We start from the raw sequence: 21,064 nt of genomic DNA, 5'->3' as shown, positions 1-21,064 counted from the left end.
GTTAAAAAACCAATGCATGGTCACCCGGGAGAGGTTCACGCACGCCCAGCTTCACTGAGTTTTTTGATGCCCACACCCTGCACCGGATCGGCCAGCATGAAGCCTTGAGCTTGTCTGCCGCCGCAACTTTGTCCTTCACTCTGACGCCCGCGCTAGGTACCAAATCTGCAATAGCTTCTCCGCGATTGGTGATGGTAAAGCTTTTGCCGGCTTTGACCTGACGCAGCAATTCAGCGAGCTTTGTTTTTGCTTCATACAAACCAATTTCGATCTTCATGACTTTCTCCTGCAAGGCGAACTTACTGTAGACCAGGGTATAGACCAGCCTACTTAAAATCAACCCAGAAAAGCAGTTGAAGCCACAGAGACCACAGAGACCACGGAGTTGGCGCAGTCTGGAAGACCCGGCGGCTTTCGTGCGGCGGCTGAACCAGCTGTGGCGGGCGATGTAATCAGCGCAGCAGAATAAAAAAAGGACGCGTAGAGACGCCCTTTTATGGGTATCCGGGATATGCTACTGAGGACTGCGAGGAGGTCGAGGGTGGGGCCGGTATGTGCCAGGAGCGGGCGTTCGCCTGTCAGCGCTATTGGTGATGATATTAGGAAGGCGGACAATCAAGATCGTTGCATATCAAAAATATTCAACGCATTATGCAGCCATAATGTTAAAAGGGAGTCATGACATGAAATTGATTGTATCCATGAGAAATCTGATGTTGTCAGCGACGCTTATAGCGTTAACAGGATGTGCCACAAATCAATCACCAGAGATGCTTGCCAAACAAGCAGAGTTTAATCGTACCATTCCGATTTGCACAGATGAAAAAGACTGCAACGCAAAATGGGAAGCAGCTCAACTTTGGGTAATCCATAACGCTGCCTTCAAGATTCAAACAGCCACTAACGTACTAATCGAGACCTACAACGCAACTGATAGCACTCCGAGTATTGCGGCTCGTGTAACGAAAGAACCAATGGGCGGCGGGAAATATCAATTCATAGTCAGCGTTTGGTGTGACAACATATTTGGTTGCCAGCCGAACTCATGGGACGCAGCACTAAACTTCAATCGAACAGTTGGGGCAGTAACTCCCTGAAATAGAAAGACCAGCTCAGAGCCGTTGCACCGCGATAGGATAATCGGCTGCGCCAACAATAGGAGAGCGGCTCACAGCAAGTGGGGATTAAGCAATTGTCCAAGGAAATCGCATGATGAAAATCACTGAGCTATGGCGCTCGACTGACCCACTGGTGTGGGAACAAGCCCTTCAGCGCTATTGGCAGTTTGTTCAGCCTCGGAACATCGAACTGGAGCAGGCATTCGAAGCATTGGACGTGCGAAGACTTCAAAGCCTCAGCCCACAAGGTTGGTACGATTTTCTCCACGATGAGTACTTCCGCTGGAAATACACCGCTCCGTATCGCTACGCTACTACCACTATCCAGCTCAGAAGGTACGTCGACGGTCACGAATTGGATGAATTGGATAATCTTCGACAACAACTCCTCAACCTAGACCTCAACGAGGTTCACGTAGGGCTGAAAACCGCGAAGAAGATACGAGGGTTAGGAACGGCCGGTGCATCGGGATTGCTGGCGCTGATGTACCCCGAACACTTCGCCACCGTCGACCAGTTTGTGGTTAAGGCCCTCTGGCAGGTCGGCGGTCTCCCCGAGGCGGAGGCTCTTTCCAAGATGAAGCCGGAAAATCTGAGTGTCGCTAATGGCGTCCTTCTCAACGGCATTCTCAAGCGAAAAGCAGAGGATAACAATCGCCAGTTTGGTACGACAGCCTGGACACCACGCAAAATAGACATGGTACTTTGGACCTATGGTCGGTGAAATATCCATGTTAAGCAGCCCAGCCTATACTTCCACAAGTACCCCGCAAACCGACTCCATGTACGATTTTTCCGTTTTGTGATCTGACCCCTAGTTGGGGCAACCTTCCGTCCTTGAGTTCAAAGGTTTTCGAGTAAAGGAGAGGCAATGAGCCAGTTGGAAAATGACTTCGAGGCCAGAATTAGAGCCGCGCTTCTTGAATGCCATCGACTTGGGTATCACCCGAGCGACTTTGAGGGAATGCTAGCTAATGCTAGTGCTGCTCATGTCACAGAGAAACTCGTGACGTCTGGAGTGCTACAAGCCGGTTTCAAAAGGCTGGCCAAAATGGGCCGATTGGATTTGTCAGTTGAATTCATCATGCTTGAGCCTCAGTTTGAGTCACTATTCAGCAATAAGCAGCTTCGTGAGGCGGCTCAGTGGCGCCTAAACGAAGTAATACAGCACTGATGGGATGGGTGTCCGCTTTGGAAAAGATCGACTGGCTGTTCCGGGTCGGAGCCGGACGTTCGCGAATGTTGGCATGAGCACCAAAGGTCGCGTCTCGTATCTTGTATTTCCTGGCCGCTTGAAACTCTTGCCTATTTTTGTGGCTGGCGTCACGCTCGATGCCGGTTCATATAGCAGGTTCCCTCTCCCCAGCCCTCCCCTAGTGAAGGGGAAAGGAGTGTTTTGCGCAACCTGTCAGAGAAACCGGTCAAGCAGTTTGCGGCTGGCCTTGTCCAGAGCATTCAGGTCGCGAATCAGGAATTGGATGCCGTGGCTGTCTGCGATCAGCAGGCTGGATGCGCCGAGCCGGCGAATATCGTCCTCGCCTTTCAGCACGAAACTGGTATCGCCGCGGTCTGTTTCCACCGCCCATGTCGATGGTGTGGCAAAGCTGGAGACATGTTGCAACCGGCGAATTTCGGGCACGAATTCTCGGCTGGCCAGCTCTTCTTCCACCAGCATGCGTGCGTCCTCTGGTAAATCAGCCAGCTGCGTTATCCATGCCAGTTCGTGACCCTCCGAACTCAACAAGCTGATGCCTTCCTCCGGTGCGGCGATGGGAAATGCCCGTACCGGCACCACATTTTCATGGACATTGCCATCGGCCGCGGTGAGAACCAGCTGACCGAAGGGATTGCGGCTTATGCTGAAATCGAACATGCGGTCTCCTGCAGGTATCATGATTTGGCCAATCCATCGCTCACCACGATTGCGTTATCTTCATCCACATCGTCCAGATCGGTATCCACGTTACGTGCCTGGGCCTGATACAGACGATAGTAGGCACCTTCGCGGGCCATCAGATCTTCGTGCTTGCCCACCTCGACAATCTGGCCGCGATCCATGACCACCAGCCGGTCGGCACGACGCAAGGTGGATAAGCGATGGGCGATGGCGATCGTGGTGCGCCCGAGCACCAGATTGTCCAGCGCCTTCTGGATTTCCTTTTCGGTTTCGGTATCCACCGAGGAAGTGGCTTCGTCGAGGATGAGTATGCGCGGGTCGATGAGCAGCGCCCGGGCAATCGAGATGCGCTGGCGCTCGCCGCCGGACAGCCCGTGGCCACGCTCGCCGACCAATGAATCGTAGCCTTGCGGCAGCCGTAGAATGAATTCGTGGGCATGGGCGGCGCGCGCTGCGGCAATGATCTGGTCGCGCGAGGCATCCTGTTTGCCGTAGGCGATATTCTCGGCAATGGTGCCGAAGAACAGGAACGGCTCCTGCAGTACCAGGCCGATGTTGCGCCGGAATTCGGCCACCGGCAGAGAACGGATATCCACGCCTTCCAGACGTATCGAGCCTTCGGTCACATCATAGAAACGGCAGATGAGATTGACCAGCGTGCTCTTGCCCGACCCGCTATGCCCTACCAGTCCGATCATCTCGCCGGGTGCGATGGCGAGATTGACGCCGCGAATCACCGCGCGGTTGCCGTAGCGGAAACCCACGTCCTGCAGTTCGATGCTGCCGGCCACCTGCTCCAGATGCACGGGTTTGGCCGGCTCGGGAACGCTGGACACATGATCGAGGATATCGAAAATACGTTTGGACCCGGCGGCGGCTTTCTGCGTTACCGAGACGATGCGGCTCATGCCGTCAAGCCGGGTGTAGAAGCGGCTGATATAGGCCAGAAAAGCGGTCAGCACGCCCACCGTGATCTGATTATTGGAAACCTGCCAGATACCGAATGCCCATACCACCAGCAGACCAATTTCTGTCAGCAGGGTCACGGTCGGCGAGAATAGCGACCAGATCTTGTTGATACGATCGTTGACAATCAGATTATGTTTGTTGGCTTCGCGGAAACGTGCCGCTTCACGTTTTTCCTGGGCGAAAGCCTTGACCACGCGCACGCCGGGAATTGTATCGGCAAGAATGTTGGTGACTTCTGACCAGACGCGGTCGATCTTCTCGAAGCCGGTGCGTAACCTGTCGCGTACCAGATGGATCATCCACGCGATGAACGGCAACGGCACCAGCGTTACCAATGCCAGCCACGGGTTGATCGAAACCAGAATCGCCGTGGTCATGATGATCATCAGGACATCGGTGGCAAAATCCAGCAGGTGCAGCGACAGAAACACGCAGATACGATCGGTCTCCGAACCAATGCGTGCCATCAAATCACCGGTGCGCTTGGCGCCGAAGTATTCCAGCGAAAGTTGCATCAGGTGTTCATAAGTCGCGGTGCGCAAATCGGCACCGATACGCTCGCTGACTCGCGCCAGAATATAAGTGCGCGCCCAGCCCAAGCCCCAGGCGAGCAGCGCCGAACCAAACAGCCCGGCAAGATACAGCGCAACCAGATGCACATCAATTCGCGCACCATTCTGGTAAGGAATCAGCACGTTATCCATCAGCGGCATGGTCAGATAGGGGGGCACCAGGGTCGCCGCAGTCGATGCGAGCGCCAATACAAATCCTGCCAGCAATTGAATCCGGTAGGGTTTGGCAAAACGCCATAAGCGGAACAGCGTCCAGGTTGATGGCGGCACATGCGTGGCTTTGGCACAGATAGCGCATTCACCCTGGCCCGGTTCGAGCGCCGCCTTGCAGTTGGGACAAAGCGCCACAACTTCCCGTTCGACCGGCTGGCCGGATAGATAGCTAGTAAGCTGTAACTCGAATTCGGCGATCAAATGCAATGCAGCCAAATTGCGTGCCAGGGTGTAGCGCCAGCGTGCCAGACGCCCTTGATCATCCCGCAACTCAAGGGTGCCAACACCGGCATGATCATGGTAAGCAAGCATCAGCCCGGCACGATAAGGCCAGCTATCCCATGGACCCGCTCCACCGGAGCTGGCTAGTATCCGCAGATTGGTGACAACAATAAGACCTTGCGAAAACCGTAGCCGGGTATCGAGATCAAGTTCCATCCACGCCAAGACCTTTTCCGTGCTGGTCAGCATCGCAGCGATATCGTCGCGCCAGCGTTCAGGCGGCATGGTTTGCATGGAAGTCACATTTTGTGATCGGCTTGTCATCGTAAAAGTACACTGGAACGTTAATCACGGTGATAAGGCTGGTACGCTAGCAAAATAGGTTGCGCTTTATGCGCACGCTGGGTTGGCGCCATGTTTGGTCGAGTAGAACACAATAAACGTTTAAACTATTAAAATTCCGGACGCAGCAATCGCCTGATGGCCTGCTGATGCCGAAACCGTAAATTATATCCTAGCCTAGAGAATAAACTGGCCGGACTCACCCAAAAACGGCCTGAATCCGACCATATCACCCGGACATGAAAAACAAAGACATTCGGTTCCTCCGCATTACCCATCTGTCCGGCCCGAACATATGGACTTATCGCCCGGTACTGGAAGCCTGGGTCGACATCGGCGATCTCGAAGATTGCCCTTCCAATACCATTCCCGGTTTGTACGAACGGCTGACGGCGTGGTTACCCGGCCTGATTGAGCACCGCTGCGGCGTAGGTGAGCGTGGCGGTTTTCTGCAACGGCTGCGTGAAGGCACCTGGCCGGCCCATATTCTGGAACATATCACGCTGGAACTGCAGAATCTGGCCGGGATGAAAGTCGGCTTTGGAAAGGCACGTGAAACCCCGGTGCGCGGCGTATATAAAGTTGCCGTACGCACCCGCAACGAACAGGTGGGCCGCGCCTGCCTGCAGGATGCACGCGACTTGCTGATGGCCGCCATCGAAGATCGCCCTTTCGATATGGCCGTCACGATAACGCGATTACGCAACCTGGCCGACACGCTTTGCCTGGGACCCAGCACCGCCTGCATTGTCGATGCAGCAACCGAGAGTCACATTCCTTCTATCCGTCTGACCGACGGTAATCTTGTGCAGCTCGGATACGGTGCGCGCCAGCGCCGTATCTGGACTGCAGAAACCGACCAGACAGCGGCCATTGCCGAATCAATCGCGAGTGACAAGGATCTCACCAAAAGCCTGCTGGGTTCATGTGGCGTACCGGTACCCGAAGGGCGCATTGTCGACAGCCCGCAGGATGCCTGGGAAGCAGCCGAAGATATCGGTCTGCCGGTAGCAGTCAAGCCGGTGGACGCCAATCACGGACGCGGCGTATCGCTTGATCTGATGACGCAGGCTCATGTTGAGGCCGCCTATGCAGTTGCCCGGGCGGAAAGCCGCAAAGTAATTGTTGAACGCCACATACCCGGGCACGAGCATCGTTTGCTGGTGGTAGGAGGACGTCTGGTCGCGGCCGCGCGCGGTGAAATGATATGGGTAAAAGGCAATGGCCATTCAACCATCACCGAACTCATCGACACGCAGTTGAATACCGATCCACGCCGCGGCATCGCCGAAGATTTCCCTCTCAGCATCATCCTCATTGACGAAGAACCGGCAATCCGTCTGGAACTCGCGCGCCAGGGCCTTAACCCCGAGTCGATTCCAGCGGCTGGTCAGGAAATCCTGGTCCAGCGTAACGGCAATGTCGCCATTGACGTCACCGACTCAGTCCATCCGGAGGTTTCCGCAATGGCCACCCTCGCCGCCCGTATTGTCGGCCTGGATGTGGCTGGCGTCGATCTCGTGGCCGAGGATATTGCGCGTCCGCTCGATCAGCAACGTGGCGCTATCGTGGAAGTGAATGCGGGCCCGGGCTTGCTCATGCACCTCAAACCCGTGCAAGGCAAACCACGTCCGGTCGGTCGTGCCATTGTCGACCATCTGATTCCGCAGTCTGAAAATGGCCGTATCCCCGTGGTCGGTATCAGCGGCGCCAATGGAACCCTGATCGCCCGACTGGTCGCATCACTGCTACACCTTTCCGGCCGTTATGTCGGGCTTGCCTGCAGCGACGGGCTGTACATGAATCAGCGCCAAGTCGAGCGGGGTGATTGCAGCACATGGCAAACCGGCCAGCGGCTGCTCATGAACCGTGCTGTCGAAGCGGCCGTGTTCGAGCATCCGGCAACCGCCATCCTGCGCGAAGGGTTGCCCTACGACCGTTGCCAGGTTGGCGTGGTGACCGAGGTCAGCGGCGCCGACACCCTTGGGGAGTTCTATATCAGCGAACCCGAGCAACTCTACAACGTGTTGCGCACACAGATGGATGTGGTGCTATCCGATGGTGTCGGCATACTCAATGCAGACGATGCGCGGGTAGTGGAAATGGCCTCCCTGTGCGACGGGGCAGTGATTTACTTCGGGCTGGACCCGCATCAACCTGCCATCACCGGGCACCGGTCAAAAGGGGGCCGGGCAGTATTTGCGCGCAACGGACAAATCATCCTGGCAAGCGGCCCGAACGAAATTGATTTTGCCAGTCTGGCGGTGTTGCCACTGACCCGACCCGGGCAACCGAACCAGCATACGGTCAGCCTGCTGGCGGCGATTGGCGCGGCGCTGGCACTCGGCATTGCACCGGAACTGATCCACGCAGGGATTGAGACATTTGAAATGGGGCAGCCGGTTAAACCGCTGTTCTGATCCATCACACAAATCATTAAACGGCGTCGAAGAACGCCCAAAACTGAAGGAACACCGGTCCATGGAAGTGAAACGCATCCGCGCACTGCGCGGCCCCAACTTGTGGAGCAGGCATACCAGCCTTGAAGCACTGGTCCGATGTGCTTCCGAAGAGTGCCATAGCGCGCAAAAGTCCGGTCTGGAGGCACAACTGCGGGCGCGCTTCCCGGAGATTGGCGCATTACGTTCCTTAGGAGCCGACAACGAGATTTCAGTCGCGCATGCTATCGCCTTCGCCGCCCTTGGATTGCAGGCTCAGGCGGGTTGTCCGGTGACCTTTACGCATATTGCGCCTACGCTGGAGCCCGGCCTTTATCAGGTCGTTGTCGAATATACCGAGGAAGCGGTTGGACGTCTCGCTTTCGAACTCGCCGAGACACTTTGCCGCGCCGCAGCTCAACAATTGCCCTTCGATCTCGCCGCTGCCCTGACGCAATTGCGGGAGCTGGATGAGGATGTCCGCCTCGGGCCCAGTACCGGTGCCATCGTCCAGGCCGCAGTCACGCGCGGCATTCCCTATCGCCGCCTGACCGATGGCAGTCTGGTACAGTTCGGCTGGGGCAGCCGTCAACGCCGTATCCAGGCTGCCGAAACCGATCACACCAGCGCCATTGCGGAATCCATCGCGCAGGATAAGGAACTCACCAAAAAGCTGCTGCAGGCAGCCGGTGTCCCGGTACCCGTTGGCCGCACCGTATCCAACCCTGGCGATGCCTGGGCTGCCGCCTGTGACATCGGACTACCGGTGGTGGTCAAACCGCGCGACGGTAACCAGGGCAAAGGCGTCACCGTCAATATCGTTGCCCGTGACCATCTTGAAATCGCCTATGCTGCCGCCGCTGAAATCAGCGATGAAGTCATGGTGGAGCGTTTCATTCCCGGTCATGATCATCGCCTGTTTGTCGTCGGCAAACACGTGATTGCCGCTGCGCGGCGCGAACCGCCGCATGTGATCGGCGATGGCATCCATAATGTGAAAGAACTTGTCGATCAGATCAACAGCGATCCGCGCCGTAGCGAGGGGCATGCAACTTCGTTGAGCAAGATTCATCTGGACGATATCGCCATGGCACGTCTGGCTGTCCAGGGCATGGATGCAAACTCTGTCCCCACTATTGGGGAGCGCGTCACGCTGCGTACCAATGCCAACCTGAGTACCGGAGGCAGCGCTACCGACGTAACCGACGATGTCCATCCGGAAGTTGCGGCCCGGGCTGTGGAAGCAGCACAGATGATAGGGCTCGACATCTGTGGTGTCGACGTCGTCTGTGAAAGCGTACATAAGCCGCTCGAGGAACAGGGCGGTGGTATTGTTGAAGCCAATGCCGCACCCGGTTTGCGCATGCACCTCTACCCGTCGTTCGGCAAGGGCCGCCCCGTCGGTGAGGCCATTATCGCGTCGATATTCCCGGACGGCGATAACGGCCGTATCCCACTGGTGGCTGTTGCGGGTACCAATGGTAAAACCACCACAGTGCGCCTGATTGCCCACCTGCTTACACTCAGCGGCAAGCGTGTTGGCATGACCAACTCGGACGGTATTTACATTGAAAAACGCCGTATCGATACAGGTGACTGCAGCGGACCGAAAAGCGCCCGCAACGTGCTGCTGCATCCGGATGTCGATGCCGCCGTATTCGAAACCGCCCGTGGGGGCGTACTCCGCGAGGGACTGGCATTCGACTATTGCGATGTCGCAGTCGTGACGAATATCGGCATGGGTGATCATCTCGGCCTCAATTACATCACCACGGTGGAAGACCTTGCCGTGGTCAAGCGCGTCATTGTGCAAAATGTCACCCCCAACGGCACGGCCGTTCTCAATGCAGCCGATCCGATGGTGGTGCAGATGGCCGCATACTGTCCCGGCTCGGTTATATTTTTTGCCCGTGATTTGCTCCACCCGGTGATTGCTACACATCGCGCGCAAGGCCATCGCGCCGTCTTCGTTAACGACAATACCATTGTTGCTGCGCAAGGCCATTTTGAATGCAGGATTCCTTTTACGGATATCCCGCTCACTCGCAATGGCAGCATCAGCTTCCAGATAGAAAATGCAATGGCCGCCATCGCCGCCGCCTGGAGCCTGGGTATTTCCTGGGAGATGATCTGCACCGGACTGGGCAGCTTCATCAACGATGCTGCAACCGCGCCCGGGCGCTTCAACATGTTCGATTATCGCGGCGCAACCCTGATTGCCGATTACGGCCACAATCCGGATGCCATCCTCGCGTTGGTGAGCGCCATCGAAACCATGTCGGCCAAACGCCGCCTGGTAGTGATTAGCGGCGCAGGCGACCGGCGCGATGAGGATATCCGTCAGCAGACAAAAATTCTGGGCGATGCGTTTGATGAAGTCATCCTGTATCAGGATCAGTGCCAGCGCGGCCGCGCCGACGGTGAAGTGCTGGCCCTGCTGCGTGAAGGCCTGGCCGATGCGAAACGTGCGGTCAGTATCGATGCAATCAACGGCGAATTTCCCGCTATCGATAATGCGCTGGCACGTCTCAAGCCTGACGATTTATGCCTGATCCTGATCGATCAGGTGGACGAGGCGCTGGCGCATATTGCGCAGCGCATCGCCGAGCTGCACTGATCCAGCGAGGCCGTCTGTAGCTGTTACGGTGCAGCCAGCCCATCGAGTATCGGGCAGTCCGGGCGCTCGTCACCGCGGCAGTGCTTGACGAGGCGTTCCAGCGTCGCTTTCATGGCCTGCATTTCTGCAATTTTTTCATCCAGTTCCTGAATGTGTTGCAGTGCGACGCTTTTTACTTCGCGGCTGGGCCGTTCACGGTTTTGCCACAGACTAAGCAGCACGGAAATCTGCTTCATGGAAAAACCAAGTTTGCGCGCCTGTTTGATAAAACGCAGGGTGTGGATATCGCGCTCTGAATAAGTACGGTAATTTGAAAAAGTACGCGCAGGTTTGGTGATTAATCCGATCGCCTCATAATGGCGAATCATCTTGGCCGAAACACCCGAAGCTTGCGCGGCACCACCGATATTGGTGGATATGGAATCCATATTCTGCCTCCAATTAATCCTGGTTGTGCTGTCCGGCCGGCCGCCAGCGCCGCAGCAACAACGCATTGGACACCACGCTGAAACTGCTGAACGCCATGGCCGCCCCGGCGATGACCGGATTGAGCAGGCCGAATGCCGCCAGCGGGATACCGACCAGGTTATAGATAAATGCCCAGAACAGATTCTGCCGGATTTTACGATAAGTCCTGCGCGAAATATCGAGCGTATCCGCTACAAGCCGGGGGTCGCCACGCATCAATGTGACGCCGGCGGTATGCATGGCCACATCGGTGCCGGTGGCCATGGCGATACCCACATCCGCAGCAGCCAGCGCCGGCGCATCGTTGATCCCGTCGCCGACCATCGCCACAATGGTGCCGCCGGCTTTCAAATCGCTTATCGCCTGCGCCTTGTCGGCAGGCAGGATTTCGGCTTTGAATTCATCTATGCCCAAGGCGCGCGCCACCGCCTCGGCACTGCCTTTATTGTCGCCGGTGAGCATGACCGTACGCACATGCTGTGCGCGCAACTGCGCAACCGCTGCCTGTGCTGAAGGCTTGATGGTGTCGCCAAATGCCAGCAGCGCAAGTAATGCACCCTGCCCGTCCTTACTCTGTGCCAACCAGGACACGCTACGCCCGGCTTGTTCGTGGCGCGCCGCACTGGCTGCAAGCGGTGTCATATCGATACCCAGATTCTGCATCAGACGGCTACTCCCCAGCGATAAAGTAGCGCCGTCAATCTGCGCTTCTATTCCCAGTCCTGGCAACGCTTTGACCCCGCTCGCGCTGGTCAAATCCAGATTTTTCCCGGTCACCGCGCGCATGACTGCCCGTGCCAGCGGATGTTCGCTGCCCTGCTGTACCGCGGCGGCCAGACGCAACATGTCATCAGCGCTCCCCGTTGCCGGCTCCAGTGCAACCATATCGGGATGGCCCATGGTCAGCGTGCCCGTCTTGTCGAACACCACGCAACGCACTGCATGCGCCACTTCCAGCGCTTCGGCGTCCTTGATCAGGATGCCATAACGCGCAGCAATGCCCGTGCCGACCATGATGGCCGTCGGCGTTGCCAGACCCAGCGCGCACGGACAGGCGATGACCAGTACCGCAACCGCGTTCAGCAATGCCTGTTGCCAGTCACCCGTGGTAAAGCCCCAGCCCAGCAAGGTGACCAGCGCGATGACCAGCACCACCGGCACAAACACCTCGCTCACCTTGTCCACCAGTCGCTGAATCGGCGCCTTGGCTGCCTGTGCGTTTTCCACCATGCGGATGATGCGCGCCAGCGTGGTTTCCGCACCCACCACCAGGGTTTCCACCAGCAGCAGACCGTCGCCATTCACCGAGCCGCCGGTGACATGGGCATCGGGGCCTTTGCTGAGCGGCAGGCTCTCGCCGGTGATCAGCGATTCGTCCACCTCGCTGTGGCCTTCGCGTATCGCACCATCCACGGCGATACGCTCGCCCGGACGCACCACGACCAGGTCGCCGACCTGCACGCTCGCCACCGCGACTTCGACTTCCTTGCCATCGCGGCGCACTCGTGCGGTATCCGGGCGCAGCGCCTGCAATGCGCGAATGGCGGCGGCAGTCTCGCGCTTGGCGCGAGTTTCCAGCCATTTACCCAGCAACACCAGCGTGATCACCACGGCGGATGCCTCAAAATACAGGTGTTGCATATGACCAGCCGGCACAAACAGCAGATAAACCGACAGTCCATACGCTGCCGAGGTCCCCAGCGCCACCAGCAAATCCATGTTGCCGGCACCCGCCTTGACTGCCTTCCATCCCGCACGATAGAAACGCCCGCCGAGCCAGAATTGCACCGGCGTCGCCAGCGCCCATTGCACCCATCCGGGCAAAGCCCAGTGCTGCCCGAATAGCAAGCCGAACATCTGCGCAATCAGCGGCAAGCTCAATGCAGCCGACAGCGCCACCGGCCACCATTCCGGCAATCGGGATTGTGGTGTCTGTGTGCTCGCACTCTCGACTGAAGCCGCCACCTCATAACCGGCATCATGCACAGCCTGCTGCAATGATTCCGGCGGCGTCCCTGCATTGACCTCGATACGTGCCTGCTCGGTCGCCAGATTCACGGATACAGAGCGCACCCCCGGGATCTTGCTCAGCGCTTTTTCCAGCCGCCCTACGCACGATGCGCAGGTCATACCCAGAATACCAAGATTGATTTCCTGCACAGCGATGTCGTACCCGGCTTGCTGTATTGCCGCCACCAGATCGGTTGTGGAAACATCCGTATTGGCCGTGATACTGGCTTGCTCCGTGGCGAGATTCACACTGACGTCATTGACGCCGGGTACTTTACGTAAACTTTTCTCCACCCGTGCCACGCATGAGGCGCAGGTCATGCCGGTAATTTTCAGTCGTTGTACCTGCGTGGTCTGTTGAACCGGGCTTGTCGCTGGCATGGCTGACTCCTGTTAATGACGGTTACAACCATGTTAAACCTTACCATAATAGGAAAGTCTAGTTATTTCGACTACCTGATAAAACAGCCATACTGTCAAATTGGAACGATTCGACTAATATAAAAAAAGCATTTTGTTTGCTGCACCCGCATCAACTCGCCTTAATCAAACCCAAATATCCAATTCATCATGACTAATCGACTTGCCCAGCAAACCAGCCCCTATTTACAACAGCATGCCGAAAATCCCGTCGATTGGTATCCGTGGAGCGAAGAGGCGCTGCGTCTTGCACGCGAGCAGAATAAGCCGATCCTGCTGTCGGTCGGCTATTCCGCTTGCCACTGGTGCCATGTGATGGCGCATGAATCGTTCGAAGATGCCGAAGTCGCAGCGGTCATGAATGAACATTTCATCAATATCAAAGTGGATCGCGAAGAGCGCCCCGACCTCGACCACATTTATCAGACCGCCCATTACATGCTGACTCAACGCAACGGCGGCTGGCCACTCACACTGTTTCTGACACCGGATCAAACACCGTTTTTCGGCGGCACCTATTTCCCCAAACAGGCGCGCCACAATCTGCCCGGCTTTATATCCTTGATGGAGCGCGTGACCGAAATCTACCGTACCCGCCAGGAGGATATCGCCACCCAGAATGCCTCGCTGCTGCAAGCGTTTGACACTACTCTGCCCACCAGCCCCCAGGGTCAACCCAGCTTCAGCACAACACCGCTGGACGATGCCTGCAGCGCCTTGCAGCAATCTTTTGACGCTGTTTACGGTGGCTTTGGCAACGCGCCAAAATTTCCGCGCCCGACCGATATGGAATTTCTGCTCAGGCATGCCGCACGCGGCGGCGACCCCAACGCGCGCCACATGGCGCTGCATACCCTGCGCAAAATGGCCGACGGCGGCATTTATGACCAGTTGGGCGGTGGCTTCTGCCGCTACAGTGTGGACGAGCGCTGGGCCATCCCCCACTTCGAAAAAATGCTCTACGACAATGGCCCGCTGCTGGCGCTGTACACCGATGCCTGTGTGCTGACCGGCGAGGCTTCGTTCCAGCGCGTGGTGCACGGCATCGCAGGCTGGGTAATGCGCGAGATGCAGGCGCCGCAGGGCGGCTACTATTCCAGCCTGGACGCAGATTCCGAACACGAAGAAGGCAAGTTTTACGTGTGGACGCCGGAACAGGTTCGCAGCCTGTTGAGCGAGGAGGAATACGCCATTGCCATGCCCTACTATGGGCTGGATCAGCCGCCAAATTTCGAGAACAAGCACTGGAACCTGATTGTTGCCCAGCCTTTGTCCGCCATTGCAGAGGCGTGCCAGCAGCCGTTGGAGCGCGTTGAGCCCCTGCTCGCCAGTGCGCAACAAAAACTGTTTGCCGCGCGCGCCAGCCGGGTGCGCCCAGGGCGCGACGAAAAAACCCTGGTGAGCTGGAACGCGCTGATGATCAAAGGCATGGCGCGCGCCGGGAGAATACTGGACGAACCGGCGTGGATTACCTCGGCGCAGCGGGCAGTCGATTTCATCCATACCGACATGTGGCAGAACGGTCGTCTGCTGGCGACGTGCAAGGACGGCAAGGCACATCTGAATGCCTATCTGGACGACTACGCATTCATGCTCGACGCCTTGCTGGAATTGCTGCAGGCGCAGTTCCGCCTGGCTGATCTGGAATTTGCGCGCGCACTCGCCGACGTACTGCTGAAACAATTCGAGGATAGCCAGGCGGGCGGATTCTTCTTCACCAGCCACGACCACGAACAGCTCATCCATCGCCCCAAACCCGGCCATGACAATGCCATGCCGTCGGGCAACGGCATCGCCGCCTTCGCCCTGCAGCGCCTCGGCTATCTGCTGGGGGAAGTGCGTTACCTCGATGCCGCCGAACGCACGCTGGCGCTTTATTATCCTGCGCTGATGCACCAGCCATCGGGCTACACCAGCCTGTTGATGACCTTGCAGGAACATCTCACCCCGCCGCAAATCATTATCCTGCGCAGCGCGCCGGGGCAGAGCGGCGACTGGCGCCGCCAACTGTTCCGGCACTATGCGCCGGATAAGCTGATTCTGGCGCTGGAAGGCGAGCTGGCCGGACTGCCGGAGGCGCTGGCGAAGCCGCTGTCGCCAGGTATCAGCGCCTATATCTGTCAGGGAACACAATGTTTACCGCCACTCTTCGCTTGCCAAGACTTGCTGGATCAATGTTTTCAAACGAATGAATCCACAGGCTGACAGAAGTGAAAAAGAAGACGCAAAGAACATATTACAAATATGTTTTTGGATTCCAATCTTCTCTCATGAAAAGAAAACGAGTATCAATCCACATCCTTGATATTTTGGATACTTTTAAGGTCGGGAACTAACTGACAGCGTGCGCATCGTACTGATGCGAGAGAAAATCTCCCTCACATTGCATCCGTTTCATTCACGAACGTGATCTTTTCACGCACTTAATGGCGGAAGTCCATCTGCATCTCGAATTCTTGTCTCAAGGAGCATTAAAAAATGAAAAGAACCTTACAGTTTTCCAGCCTGTTGTTCGCCGGCCTAATTGCAGCTGGCGTATCAGCAGCCTACGCACAAAATAATGCAGATACAGTTTCGTCACACGTCCTGGCTGGGGCGTTTCCAGCGCCGCCAAAGGGCGCTGGGCCAGGCAAACTGACCATGATGCATTTGCCCCATGGCGCTGTCCAGGTAGTCAGTTTCGGCCAGGCCGGGACACCTGCTGGAAACAGCTTTTACGTCGCAGCCGATTCAAGTAACCAACAGCTTTTCGTACCTACCGTCGAAGGTGTGACCAACATCCTTGATCTTCGTACCGGCAAGCTCATACGCCATTTCAACAGCATTCCGGGTGGACGGGTCGCAATCGTATCTCCCGATCACAACACGGTTTACGTGCTCTCAGGCAAGGCCCTCGCTGCCTATTCAACCAGTGACGACACCCTGCGCTTTCAGGTAGCGGTTGGCGGCAACGCCATGGCATTCAATACGGATGGGAGCCACTTATATATAGGCGGCAACATGAATAAAACTATCGCCGACATCGACCCGGCGACCGGCCATACCTTGCAGGAAATTCCCATTGGTCATACGGGAGATCTGGCATGGGCACATGGCGTGCTTTTTTCTGCGGACATAAAGAGCGGCGTGATGAGCGCTTATAAACCCGAGACCAATCATATTTACAGAATGGCTACCAACGAAGTGGATCCCGATTTTACCTACAGCAAGATTCCCGCTGCCACCGCAGGCTTCATGCAACTGGCAGTGAGCCCGGATCAAAACACAGTCTACGCCGCTGGTTTTTCTGGCCACATCCTGCGCTTCTCGGCAGCCGATCCGACCTATTTAGGGCAAGTCAAGGTGTCGGGAGGCAAGACCGGACCCAACAAGCTTAGCGGACTGGCCATGATGCCAAATGCTGGTCAGGCCATCACCACCATTGAAAATCGTCGCGAATCCGTCGTGGTCAATTTACACACTGGCAAGGTGCTCAAGCGCATGCCTAATGTCGCCAGCAACCGTTGGGTGTTGGCTCATTGAACCAAGAATTAGTTCAAGCACCACTGGCTAAATCAGACCGACACCCTCTAGAGACTAAAGGAAACTCGACCGTGTAGCGGGCGAAGATCGGGCGCGATGTCTTTCAGCGCCTCGATTATCCGTTCTCCGGCCTGACCGTCAATTTCCTTGAGCTTTTCTCAGTCGCACTTAATAACGATTGGATTCCATGAGTCACACCAGCGATGGTGTTAATCAACATGCGTGCTATCCGCGCTTGTCTGGATTAAATCAATCTGGGCAATATCCGCCAATGCAGCCAGAACTAAAGCCAATGCGTCGCGCGCCATGCTGAGTGGGATAAACGGCGTAGCCAGCCATTGCTTTTGTGCCTGGATAGGTAACGCTGGTATATGCATGAAACCGCACTTCAAGTTCAATCCTTCTGTATGTGCATGATGCAGCCCATGGTAAAAAATTTGATTGCAGAGATGATTCCCGCCGTGGTTAGAAAAAGCCGCAGGAATACCATTGTCATTGAGTCGCTCAACAAGCCGTTCCTGATGAGGAAGATTGCTCCAGTAAGCAGCATTGCCGTCTGCTTCGATACAGTCGCCATGCGGTTGATTACCCTCTCCATCGGGTGAGCCGAAATCCTTGAGATTGGTTGCCAGCCGCTCAAGAGTGACTTTGTTTCTGCCGGGAGCCTGGCCGGTAAAGATGCAATAGGCCGGTTTGTACCGCGATATATGTTCCAGGATGACGGTGCGGAGCTGACTGGTGCTTGATGGCAGGATCAAATAGTGAACAGGCTGGCTGATACTCAAAAGCGTATCCGGTGGATCATCGCGTAGCGACTCAACCAGGATTTTTGAGGCATTCAACCCATCGTCGTTGGGTTCAAATCCTGTCACTAAAATAGCCTTGTTGTGTTTCATGCGACAAACCTCTTTTCTCACTCTGCTACTTATTAATTAGGTATGACTGCCAAAGCAATTTATTTTCTGATATTCACCTTGAGATCTACTCAACCCTACAATCCCCTGACTGCCTGGCGATGAATAAGACGACGATCAGCAGATTGCACCCCCATCGACCACCATCACTGTGCCAGTGGTATATGCGTTAGCAAACAAGTACAGATAGGCCTCGGCAATTTCATTTGCTAAACCAAGGCGATTTAAGGGCAAACCAGGTGACAAAACCTTGATGTGACCGGCTCGTCCAGATGTTGGTGGCTCGGTCTCTATAAAACCCGGACACACTGTGTTGACCCTAATAGGAGCAAGCTCGATAGCAATTGCTTTGGCAAGTGCTTCTGTTGCAGCATTGATTGCACTCACTGCCGAGTAGCCAGGATAGCTACGACGCGAAGCAATGCCTGAAGTAAATGTGATAGAGCCATTTTTTTGGATATATTTAACCCCATGCTTTGCCAGCCGATACTGCCCCCAGAATTTGGTATCAAAGGCGGCCATAACCGCATTCATTTCATTTTCGAGAAACTGTTGCGCAGGTAAATGCGGTTTAATCGTTATAGCCAAATGGTCGAAATTACCCACACGCTGAAAAAACGCTGCGACGGACTCTTCGTCCGAAGCGTCAACCACTTCCATCTGAACAACATCGCCAAGTTTTTTCGCTGCCGAACAAAGTCTCTCTTTGGATCGAGAGGCGATAACAACCTGAGCGCCCAAATTCAACGCCTTTTGTGCCACTGCATAACCAATCCCGGAGCTACCGCCCACAACCACAATTTTTTTGTTTTTGAACACGGTGTCTCCCCCAAAGAAAATGTATTAACACAATTTCAGGCTCTATATTTAGCTTGATCAGCGCTGAGTCGCGCTTGCACTTCAAACCAATTATTCCAATACGCGTTGTTTCCGCGTACCCATTGATAAAGACTTGAGGCCGGATAAGCCAGGAAGAACAATAAACCCCAACGCTCATATTGCCTGACGTGTTCATGCTCATGGGCACGTAAACATTCAAGATGGTGCTCAGATAGACCGATGACAACATGACCAAAAGTGATGGCACAAAATGGTAACTTCTGTAACAGATATGCACCGGGTTTATCTTGTTGCGACAACGCAACTTCCAGCACGCCAAAAACTTTTTTGTATCGAGCGCCGACAAGGGTCATTGGCAATGCGAGTGCCAAGCCAACTATGGAACACGGTGCTGCCCAGATATAGCGCGTCAGGCGAGTAAGAAGCTTAGTGACGTGGAGCATGATAGGTTTAATATTGAATTAACTGGCCTACGGATTTTCCGTACAAGTCCATTGGAATGATGGGGTGGGCGCCTTAGAACGGTAAGTCATCGGCTACGTCATTCCAGTGTCCGCAGAGCTTGCACGCTCCCGTTGATGGATTTACCGCAAGCGCATGACAATAGTCACAAAGGAAATTCGATTCACCCACAGCCTGAGCACGGTTTTCGTACCGCTCACGGAAGGATTTTGCGAATTCTGGATTGGATTCCAGCAACAGATCAAATGTGTCGTCCTTCCGCGTGTCATAACCAAAAAAATCGTGACCCAATTCATCTTTTGCAAAATGAAGAGCAAACCCTAAAGCCTGACCGACGATTCTATCAGCCTCTTTTTTCGTAGTGCTCCACGCGTAATGTTCTATGGCATTCCGAGTATCTCTCAGCGACTTGATCAGGTCGGCGTCATCTTCTAGGAATACGAGCCCTCCTATCTTACATAAGCGGCTAAGGGCGACATCTACTGTTACCGTTCTCGCACTCAGGCTAGGAAACTTATCAACGTTTTCCCAAATCAAAACTGGGTGAACTTTCCGAAGCCGTTCTTTAAGTAAAAGTTCCACGCCATGAGCGACAGCCAAAACCGCTTGCTTTAGGCGCCTGGCGTCATTTGATTCATCTTGCCAAGCCAATAGCTCTATGGCTTGCGAGATCGAGTCAGCAGCATTGGCGAGTAGATCAAATTCAATTTTCAATCGTGCACCTCTGACGGCTTGGATGCCTAGTAGTTATTGGCCTGACGCTTGCGACTGGCCAATAAATAATATGCTGGATGTTAATAATGCCACCGCAATTGCTTGATGCACAATGAAATTGGAATTTCTGTGCCCGTATATTCATATTTAAGAGGTCGACAATGCTACAAGGCGGTACCAACCTCGGTTTCTAATTCCGCGCAGCTTGACCTTCCTATGCACGGAAGGTTTATATTACAAACTTACCAACCAATATAGTCGGAGTAAACCATGATTGAATTCAAAGTTGATGACATGACCTGCGGACACTGTGCTGGCGTCATTACCAAAGCGGTCGCTGCGGTGGATGCGAAAGCCAAGGTCGCCATTGATATCCCCAATCACAGTGTGCGCATTGACGGCAGCACCCAGCAACAGGCGCTGCAGGATGCGATTACCGAGGCGGGCTATACTCCGGTTCTGGTCGCATGATTCAGGAACGCCAGCAATTTGTCGGCGTGGCGTTCCAGTTCAGCGGAGGAATCATGTTCACCCGGCAGGATCAGCAATTTCACGACGTCGCTGCGACGTTGCGCATGGATTTCAAGTGCCTCGCTGACCGGGATAGTGGTGTCTTCGCTGCCGTGGACCAGCAGCACCGGACAAAGAATTTGAGTAATGGTATGGCACGGTGCGATAGCATCGAAACGATGGCCGATGATGTGTTGTACGTAGCGTAAGACATACCAGCCGAACGGCAGGTAGGGCACATGACGGGCGGCCAGGAAGCGCCGCATCATGTTGGCTGGGTGCGAAAACGCTGCAACGCTGATCACAGCCGCCAGATCTTTGCGGCGTGATGCCGCCAGCAGCACCGCGCCGGCGCCAACCGAGTGTCCGAGCACGGCAATTTTTTCCGCATCCACTCCCGATTGCTGTACCAACCACGCCAGCGCGCAATCCAGGTCTTCGGCAAAACGTGGCAGCGAAGCAAAGTTGTCGTCATCGCTGCGTCCATGACAGCGCGCATCGAACAACAGCACGGCATATCCCGCCTGATGCAATGGCATCGCTACCGGCAACATCATCTCGGCGTTACTTCCCCAGCCATGCAGCACGACCACTGCCGGCGCGGGTGGCTTATCGATTGCGGGAATGTACCAGCCGAATAATTGTTTGTTGCGCACAGTCGGGATAGAGACCGTTTGGTAAGTCAGGCCGTGTTGCGCAGGTGAACCCTGCTCTGGGATGCGCGGCGCGCGCAGGCAGTACCGAATCAACCAGTTCAACCCTGCAATGGCAATCACGATTGCCAGCAGCACCCATACTATCGATGAGAGCGACATG

General features: G+C 55.5%; 18 protein-coding genes. 8 read left to right on the top strand and 10 right to left on the bottom strand.

The window, feature by feature from the left end; genetic code table 11:
- Position 1: 1 nt before the first annotated feature.
- On the bottom strand, positions 2–277 hold the full coding sequence (locus ACYCZJ_RS02960) for a type II toxin-antitoxin system Phd/YefM family antitoxin (RefSeq protein WP_461552736.1): 276 nt from the start codon (positions 275–277) through the stop codon (positions 2–4).
- 406 nt (positions 278–683) lie between these two features.
- On the opposite strand from ACYCZJ_RS02960, the gene ACYCZJ_RS02955 reads away from it, so the two are divergent.
- The 3 genes from ACYCZJ_RS02955 to ACYCZJ_RS02945 all read left to right on the top strand — a co-directional run bounded on the left by ACYCZJ_RS02955 (position 684) and on the right by ACYCZJ_RS02945 (position 2,292).
- On the top strand, positions 684–1,097 hold the full coding sequence (locus tag ACYCZJ_RS02955; RefSeq protein ID WP_461552735.1) for a hypothetical protein: 414 nt from the start codon (positions 684–686) through the stop codon (positions 1,095–1,097).
- A 112-nt stretch (positions 1,098–1,209) separates the two neighbouring features.
- A complete protein-coding gene (locus ACYCZJ_RS02950) occupies positions 1,210–1,842 on the top strand; it encodes a hypothetical protein (protein ID WP_461552734.1) in 633 nt (210 codons plus the stop codon).
- A gap of 147 nt (positions 1,843–1,989) precedes the next feature.
- Positions 1,990–2,292, top strand: coding sequence for a hypothetical protein (locus ACYCZJ_RS02945; protein WP_461552733.1), 303 nt, complete (start codon positions 1,990–1,992; stop codon positions 2,290–2,292).
- Between the two features lie 234 nt (positions 2,293–2,526).
- Here ACYCZJ_RS02945 and ACYCZJ_RS02940 read toward each other — a convergent pair whose 3' ends face one another.
- Positions 2,527–2,991 carry a cyanophycin metabolism-associated DUF1854 family protein gene (locus tag ACYCZJ_RS02940; protein ID WP_461552732.1) on the bottom strand — a complete coding sequence of 155 codons (465 nt, stop codon included), beginning with the start codon at positions 2,989–2,991 and terminating at the stop codon, positions 2,527–2,529.
- A gap of 17 nt (positions 2,992–3,008) precedes the next feature.
- Positions 3,009–5,315, bottom strand: coding sequence for a cyanophycin metabolism-associated ABC transporter (locus tag ACYCZJ_RS02935; protein ID WP_461552731.1), 2,307 nt, complete (start codon positions 5,313–5,315; stop codon positions 3,009–3,011).
- A 257-nt stretch (positions 5,316–5,572) separates the two neighbouring features.
- Between ACYCZJ_RS02935 and ACYCZJ_RS02930 the strand changes: the two genes are divergently transcribed.
- A complete protein-coding gene (locus ACYCZJ_RS02930; RefSeq protein WP_461552730.1) occupies positions 5,573–7,753 on the top strand; it encodes a cyanophycin synthetase in 2,181 nt (726 codons plus the stop codon).
- A gap of 61 nt (positions 7,754–7,814) precedes the next feature.
- A complete protein-coding gene (cphA, locus tag ACYCZJ_RS02925; RefSeq protein ID WP_461552729.1) occupies positions 7,815–10,388 on the top strand; it encodes a cyanophycin synthetase in 2,574 nt (857 codons plus the stop codon).
- A gap of 23 nt (positions 10,389–10,411) precedes the next feature.
- Here cphA and cueR read toward each other — a convergent pair whose 3' ends face one another.
- Both cueR and ACYCZJ_RS02915 read right to left on the bottom strand, forming a co-directional pair.
- Positions 10,412–10,816, bottom strand: coding sequence for a Cu(I)-responsive transcriptional regulator (cueR, locus tag ACYCZJ_RS02920; protein WP_461552728.1), 405 nt, complete (start codon positions 10,814–10,816; stop codon positions 10,412–10,414).
- Positions 10,817–10,829: 13 nt separating this feature from the next.
- The gene (locus tag ACYCZJ_RS02915) at positions 10,830–13,247 is read right to left on the bottom strand and encodes a heavy metal translocating P-type ATPase (protein WP_461552727.1); all 2,418 of its coding nucleotides are present in this window, start codon (positions 13,245–13,247) and stop codon (positions 10,830–10,832) included.
- Positions 13,248–13,436: 189 nt separating this feature from the next.
- Between ACYCZJ_RS02915 and ACYCZJ_RS02910 the strand changes: the two genes are divergently transcribed.
- Both ACYCZJ_RS02910 and ACYCZJ_RS02905 read left to right on the top strand, forming a co-directional pair.
- Positions 13,437–15,491 carry a thioredoxin domain-containing protein gene (locus ACYCZJ_RS02910; protein WP_461552726.1) on the top strand — a complete coding sequence of 685 codons (2,055 nt, stop codon included), beginning with the start codon at positions 13,437–13,439 and terminating at the stop codon, positions 15,489–15,491.
- 273 nt (positions 15,492–15,764) lie between these two features.
- Positions 15,765–16,808, top strand: a complete 1,044-nt coding sequence (locus ACYCZJ_RS02905) for a YncE family protein (protein ID WP_461552725.1) — start codon at positions 15,765–15,767, stop codon at positions 16,806–16,808.
- Positions 16,809–17,017: 209 nt separating this feature from the next.
- Here the strand turns inward: ACYCZJ_RS02905 and ACYCZJ_RS02900 are convergent, their stop codons facing one another.
- From ACYCZJ_RS02900 to ACYCZJ_RS02885, 4 genes are all read right to left on the bottom strand, one after another.
- Positions 17,018–17,704 carry a pyroglutamyl-peptidase I gene (locus tag ACYCZJ_RS02900; protein WP_461552724.1) on the bottom strand — a complete coding sequence of 229 codons (687 nt, stop codon included), beginning with the start codon at positions 17,702–17,704 and terminating at the stop codon, positions 17,018–17,020.
- A gap of 135 nt (positions 17,705–17,839) precedes the next feature.
- The gene (locus tag ACYCZJ_RS02895) at positions 17,840–18,541 is read right to left on the bottom strand and encodes an SDR family oxidoreductase (RefSeq protein WP_461552723.1); all 702 of its coding nucleotides are present in this window, start codon (positions 18,539–18,541) and stop codon (positions 17,840–17,842) included.
- Positions 18,542–18,576: 35 nt separating this feature from the next.
- A complete protein-coding gene (locus ACYCZJ_RS02890) occupies positions 18,577–19,005 on the bottom strand; it encodes a hypothetical protein (RefSeq protein WP_461552722.1) in 429 nt (142 codons plus the stop codon).
- A gap of 73 nt (positions 19,006–19,078) precedes the next feature.
- Positions 19,079–19,738, bottom strand: a complete 660-nt coding sequence (locus ACYCZJ_RS02885) for a hypothetical protein (RefSeq protein ID WP_461552721.1) — start codon at positions 19,736–19,738, stop codon at positions 19,079–19,081.
- A gap of 270 nt (positions 19,739–20,008) precedes the next feature.
- Between ACYCZJ_RS02885 and ACYCZJ_RS02880 the strand changes: the two genes are divergently transcribed.
- Positions 20,009–20,209, top strand: coding sequence for a heavy-metal-associated domain-containing protein (locus ACYCZJ_RS02880; protein WP_461552720.1), 201 nt, complete (start codon positions 20,009–20,011; stop codon positions 20,207–20,209).
- On the opposite strand, the gene ACYCZJ_RS02875 is transcribed toward ACYCZJ_RS02880, so the two are convergent.
- Positions 20,185–21,063 carry an alpha/beta hydrolase gene (locus tag ACYCZJ_RS02875; protein ID WP_461552719.1) on the bottom strand — a complete coding sequence of 293 codons (879 nt, stop codon included), beginning with the start codon at positions 21,061–21,063 and terminating at the stop codon, positions 20,185–20,187. The genes ACYCZJ_RS02880 and ACYCZJ_RS02875 overlap by 25 nt on opposite strands.
- Position 21,064 lies beyond the last annotated feature (1 nt).

The sequence above is a fragment of the Sulfuriferula sp. genome, from assembly GCF_054605375.1.
Note: the sequence above shows the minus strand (reverse complement) of the source record. Positions and strands in the feature narration are given on the sequence as shown.

Coding starts and splice junctions, on each gene's coding strand:
- ACYCZJ_RS02960 (WP_461552736.1), bottom strand. CDS start 277: ATGAAGATCGAAATTGGTTTGTATGAAGCAAAAACAAAGCTCGCTGAA.
- ACYCZJ_RS02955 (WP_461552735.1), top strand. CDS start 684: ATGAAATTGATTGTATCCATGAGAAATCTGATGTTGTCAGCGACGCTT.
- ACYCZJ_RS02950 (WP_461552734.1), top strand. CDS start 1,210: ATGATGAAAATCACTGAGCTATGGCGCTCGACTGACCCACTGGTGTGG.
- ACYCZJ_RS02945 (WP_461552733.1), top strand. CDS start 1,990: ATGAGCCAGTTGGAAAATGACTTCGAGGCCAGAATTAGAGCCGCGCTT.
- ACYCZJ_RS02940 (WP_461552732.1), bottom strand. CDS start 2,991: ATGTTCGATTTCAGCATAAGCCGCAATCCCTTCGGTCAGCTGGTTCTC.
- ACYCZJ_RS02935 (WP_461552731.1), bottom strand. CDS start 5,315: ATGACAAGCCGATCACAAAATGTGACTTCCATGCAAACCATGCCGCCT.
- ACYCZJ_RS02930 (WP_461552730.1), top strand. CDS start 5,573: ATGAAAAACAAAGACATTCGGTTCCTCCGCATTACCCATCTGTCCGGC.
- cphA (WP_461552729.1), top strand. CDS start 7,815: ATGGAAGTGAAACGCATCCGCGCACTGCGCGGCCCCAACTTGTGGAGC.
- cueR (WP_461552728.1), bottom strand. CDS start 10,816: ATGGATTCCATATCCACCAATATCGGTGGTGCCGCGCAAGCTTCGGGT.
- ACYCZJ_RS02915 (WP_461552727.1), bottom strand. CDS start 13,247: ATGCCAGCGACAAGCCCGGTTCAACAGACCACGCAGGTACAACGACTG.
- ACYCZJ_RS02910 (WP_461552726.1), top strand. CDS start 13,437: ATGACTAATCGACTTGCCCAGCAAACCAGCCCCTATTTACAACAGCAT.
- ACYCZJ_RS02905 (WP_461552725.1), top strand. CDS start 15,765: ATGAAAAGAACCTTACAGTTTTCCAGCCTGTTGTTCGCCGGCCTAATT.
- ACYCZJ_RS02900 (WP_461552724.1), bottom strand. CDS start 17,704: ATGAAACACAACAAGGCTATTTTAGTGACAGGATTTGAACCCAACGAC.
- ACYCZJ_RS02890 (WP_461552722.1), bottom strand. CDS start 19,005: ATGCTCCACGTCACTAAGCTTCTTACTCGCCTGACGCGCTATATCTGG.
- ACYCZJ_RS02880 (WP_461552720.1), top strand. CDS start 20,009: ATGATTGAATTCAAAGTTGATGACATGACCTGCGGACACTGTGCTGGC.
- ACYCZJ_RS02875 (WP_461552719.1), bottom strand. CDS start 21,063: ATGTCGCTCTCATCGATAGTATGGGTGCTGCTGGCAATCGTGATTGCC.